The organism is Fluviicola sp. (assembly GCF_030151805.1).
Taxonomy (GTDB): Bacteria; Bacteroidota; Bacteroidia; order Flavobacteriales_D; family Crocinitomicaceae; genus Fluviicola.
In genome coordinates, this window is record NZ_JASLCN010000327.1 from 1 (window position 1) to 2,696 (window position 2,696).

A 2,696-nucleotide genomic window follows, 5' to 3' on the forward strand; every position below is an offset into this window, starting at 1 on the left:
ACCATAATCTGAAAGGAGTTTGTAATCGGCTTCGGTTTGAAGCTTTTTTCCGAGCTTCCGCAACTGGTTTTCAATTTTCTGCTGATCAAAATTTTGCTGAAAGCGGATAGCGCCCATTTCAATCTGATGGAATTGACCTTTTGAATCGAGGCTGTAAAATTCATTGTAGCAAGTGAACGCGGAGGAATAAATCAGAGTTGTCAGTAAGAATGAGAAGTAGTATTTCATGTTGATGTTTTTGAGCAAGGAGTAAATTACAAAAAAGGGGATTGCAGTGAACAACAATTGTTTATATTCGCCCGATTATTGATTTAACGGTATTACAGAAACCAACACCATTCACATGAAGCTGATCTTTATATTCCTGTTACTTTGTTCATTTTCCGGTGCAGACGGAAATGTTTTCATCTGCGATTCACCCAATGCTACGGCATATCATTACAAGCGGGATTGCCGTGGACTAAATAACTGCAAGCACGAAGTAAAGAAAACAACTGTTGCAGAAGCGGAGAAAATCGGCTTGAAATTGTGTGGTTGGGAAGATTAACCATGCTTTTTCCGGCTGTTCATGAAAACCACGGTGAGCAGAATTAAGAGTACTCCAAACCATTGAACCAGGGAAATCTGTTCTTTCAACACAAAATGTGCGGAAAGAATGGAAACCGGAATCTCTAAAGCAACAAGAATTCCCGCTAATCCCAATCCGATCAATGGAATTCCGCGGGTAAACATAATCGGTGGAATAACAGTACCGAAAATTCCCAAAACGATTCCGAATTTCAATAAAACCATCCAATCCAGGTGTTCCAGGATCTGAACATTCCAGAATGCGGTAACGGTGAGTAAACTTCCCAAAATCAGGTAAAAACTTCTGGTAATGCTTGGAATCTGTTTCTCCACATGATTGGAAGCGTGTAAACTCACAGTGTAAGATAATGCGGCTGCAAGACCGTATAACAATCCGGTGACTGAAATTTGAATGTCTTGCTGAATCAGGTTTGTAGCGAATATGGTTCCGATCAACACTGTGATACTTCCTGCTAATTTACTCCAATGAGCCAGTTTTCGCTGCTGGATCATTTCCCATACAACACTCATCCAGATGGATTGCATCAAGAGAATAATTCCGATCGAAACAGAAACATACTGAATGGAAATATAATACAAACAGCTTGTTAAGCCCATTGAAATTCCGAAAAGCACCAGTTTCACTTTAGATCTGGATCTTGGTTTTACCAACGCAGGTTGTTTGCGGGATTGAATGGTCATCAGAATGAACAGCGAAATGACTCCGATCAGGGATTGATAGAAAGTTAGTACGCTGGTGTGAGCACCTGAATTGTTCGCAAATTTGACAATTGTGGCTAAAATTCCGTAGCTCGCTGCTCCAAATCCCACTAAAAACACACCTCTCAGCTTACTCATATTCTTATTTGAGGAGTAAAATTAGTTCTTTTTTTGAGGCGTGAAATGAATGAAAAAAGCTAAAGCGATATAGTACGGAAAATAATTTTCCATTAACGATTTCTTTAACATTTATCCGTTTTCCAAACCGTTTAATGTGCTTCTGAAACAGCTAATCACAAATGCAAGAATGAATAATGATTGATAAATCAATTAATATCATCTTTGTTTAAATTTTGAACTCAATGAAAACGTTGCTACTCATTTGTTTACTTGTTTCGATTCAGGTTTATTCCCAGGATAAATTAACTGTAAAAGGAACGGTGTTCAGTCCGGAAAACAAAGCTGTTCCGGATGCAGTTCTGTTTATTTACAAAACAGATTCAACACTTTTGTCGATGGCAGTTTCGGAAAAAGACGGGAGTTTTACGGCAGAGGTTTCCAAAACGGATTCACTCTTTATCCGCATAACGCATGACGATTTTTCGGAGTTCACGACCGGAATATTACTTTCAGAAGCATGTTCTGACTTAAAGCTCGCATTTAAGACTATTCCGAAAGAAGTAGGGGAAGTAACGGTTACCGCAACCAAGCCACTAATAGAACGAAAACCCGGAATGGTGATTCTCAATGTAGAACAATCCTTGAGCGCAACCGGTTCTTCAGCTTTCGAAATTTTGGAAAAATCGCCGGGAGTGAGCATTAGTTCTGCAGACAATATCAGTTTGAATGGAAAAAGCGGCATCATTGTTCAGATTGACGGCAAAGCACAACCGATGTCGGGAACGGATCTGGCAAATTTTTTAAGAGGAATTCCGTCGTCCGCGATCGACAAAATAGAACTGATCAGCAATCCTTCTGCAAAATACGATGCAGCTGGCTCTGCCATTATCAATATCCGATTAAAAAAAGATACGCGTTTGGGAACGAATGGAACGGTTACAACCAGCTACGGGCAAGGAATTTATCCGAAAGCCGGAGCAGGAATTTCTTTGAATCACCGGAATAAGAAACTGAACGTATTCGGAGCTTACAATTATGCTTACCGGAAAGGTTTTAACCGTTTGGTATTGGAACGACGATTTTACAAACAGGATACGTTCACCGGAGCTTATTTGCAGGATAACGATCTGAAAATGCTGGTTTCCAATCACAGTGCCCGTTTTGGAATGGATTTTCAGATCAACAAAAAGAATGCATTGAGTTTTGTAGTCAACGGAATGGGAAACAGCTTCCGGATCGATGGGTTCAACCAATCGAATGTGGAACAGCAGGAAGGAGTAACGGCTTCC

3 protein-coding genes and 1 pseudogene are annotated in these 2,696 nt (G+C 40.2%); 2 read left to right on the top strand and 2 right to left on the bottom strand.

Annotated features, from left to right (window positions below):
* Positions 1 to 228 (bottom strand): hypothetical protein (locus tag Q1V93_RS12395; RefSeq protein ID WP_300665150.1); only part of this gene is annotated, 228 nt, incomplete at its 3' end.
* A gap of 115 nt (positions 229 to 343) precedes the next feature.
* On the opposite strand from Q1V93_RS12395, the gene Q1V93_RS12400 reads away from it, so the two are divergent.
* Positions 344 to 547, top strand: a complete 204-nt coding sequence (locus Q1V93_RS12400; RefSeq protein WP_300665152.1) for a hypothetical protein — start codon at positions 344 to 346, stop codon at positions 545 to 547.
* On the opposite strand, the gene Q1V93_RS12405 is transcribed toward Q1V93_RS12400, so the two are convergent.
* Positions 544 to 1,425 carry a DMT family transporter gene (locus tag Q1V93_RS12405; RefSeq protein WP_300665155.1) on the bottom strand — a complete coding sequence of 294 codons (882 nt, stop codon included), beginning with the start codon at positions 1,423 to 1,425 and terminating at the stop codon, positions 544 to 546. The genes Q1V93_RS12400 and Q1V93_RS12405 overlap by 4 nt on opposite strands.
* A 224-nt stretch (positions 1,426 to 1,649) precedes the next feature.
* Between Q1V93_RS12405 and Q1V93_RS12410 the strand changes: the two are divergent.
* Positions 1,650 to 2,696: pseudogene (locus Q1V93_RS12410) on the top strand (hypothetical protein); the annotation flags it as partial.